We start from the raw sequence: 1,709 nt of genomic DNA, 5'->3' as shown, positions 1-1,709 counted from the left end.
ATTCGTCCAAAACACTTCGGCAGCTTAGTGTTCACGTTACCACAGGCTGATAATCCTAAACGTACCCGTCGTCTTCCATTGGGTATTTACCGCCCTGCTTGTGAATACCAAAATCATGCGCTGTTAGAGTTTATTTTGGATTATCTCGGCAGCGAAAACCCCGATGAAGAATACGGCAAGTTCTTCAAAAAGGAAAAACGCATTACCAGCGACTATTTCAACTGGTTCTATCAATTTAGCCTATTCCCTGCCATCGGCTATAACGAAAAGAAAACTGAAGCTAAAATCCAAGCGTGGTTGGCAAAACAGCAGTAATTAGCAAAGCTTTAGTAAAAAATGACCGCTTGTTATTTCTGCTTGATAATAATCGTATATAAAAAATGCAGCCCTAAGGCTGCATTTTTACTATGTGCTTATTTAAACTTCAATTACCACTGATAACCAACACCTACAGAGCCACCTAAGTCTCCGCGAGTATTTGCATTACCTTGTAATTTAAGAATCACTTTGCCATTATCGCTTGAGCGAGAGTAACCCACTGCTAATGCACTTTCACCTTTGAAAGTACCCGCTGCGGCAGCAACCATTGATTTACCCGGGATATAAACTTGTGGTAAACCTGCTGCTGCATTTGCACCTGCAATACCTGCACGTAACTCTTTATTTACCTTATTAATACGATTATAAACATTACCTGTGACAGCTTTCAATTGACTCACATTAACGGCATCGGTATCCGCTTCACCGGCTTTCACATTTGTGATTTTATTGCCTGCCGCATCAATACCTGATTTGGTTACGCTCGGGCCATTTGTAATCTTCACGCCGTCAGAATCAATTGTTGTATCGCCTGCTTTCACTGTATTTGCAGTTACTTCTTTAGCTGTTACCGAATCAACATTCAGATCTTTCGCCAATTTCACCGTTAAAGTTCCGTTACCGTCAGAAACTACGCCGATATTATTATCTGCTAGTTTAGCTTCGTCAGTAACGCCACCTTTAACCGTTACAGTAGAACCCAACTTACGCTCTGAAGCCGCTCCGGTATCGCCTGCAAATGTTAACGGTCTAACAACTTCATTATTGAGATTGTTAATTGCTTCTCCTACATTATTTGCAGTTGCAGTAGAACCGTCTGTCTTGGTAACCGTATATGTCGGTGCTGTAACATTGCCTTTGTCGTCAATGGTTGAATTACCGCCTAGGTAATTAGCAACATTTTGGTTCGCTGCATAAAGCTGAGAACCGTTAACTGCTTGCTTACTGGTTGGTGAAATATCGCCGTCTGCTACACCGGTTACTTTATTATTGTCGGCATTGATACCATCCGCTTTCACTGTCACATTACCAATCGTTAGGCTGCCTTTATCGGTTAAGTCAAGGTTGTTTGATAATGTTACGTTAAACTCGGTGTTATTACCTGTCGTAGAATTCGTTACCATGAGGTTCTTATTACCCGATACGACCGTTGAAGTTAGCTCTGAGTCTGTAATCGCTTTTGCTACATCTTCTGCTGTTGCAAATGTATCACCAGCAGTATTTGCCTTAACTGTAACATTACCATTACCGTCTTTATTCACCGTTAAACCGGATTTATTCACATTAAATGTTACATTAGTTTGTGTGCCAGCATCATTTGCTGTCACTTGTGCAGTTGTACCATTACCATTCACAAAGTTAACTTGGTTGCCTGCCGTTACTTTATCTTT

Annotated in this window: 1 protein-coding gene and 1 pseudogene; one reads left to right on the top strand and one right to left on the bottom strand. The window is 41.1% G+C overall.

Features of this window, described 5'->3' with window-relative positions; translation table 11 throughout:
- Positions 1-315 (top strand): annotated as a pseudogene (locus C228_RS14580) (hypothetical protein); the annotation flags it as partial.
- Between the two features lie 113 nt (positions 316-428).
- Here the strand turns inward: C228_RS14580 and C228_RS0112960 are convergent.
- Positions 429-1,709: YadA family autotransporter adhesin (locus C228_RS0112960; protein ID WP_018653010.1), on the bottom strand; the 1,281-nt coding region annotated here is incomplete at its 5' end.

The organism is Actinobacillus capsulatus DSM 19761 (assembly GCF_000374285.1).
GTDB lineage: Bacteria > Pseudomonadota > Gammaproteobacteria > Enterobacterales > Pasteurellaceae > Actinobacillus > Actinobacillus capsulatus.
This window is presented reverse-complemented; position numbering and strand designations above follow the sequence as displayed.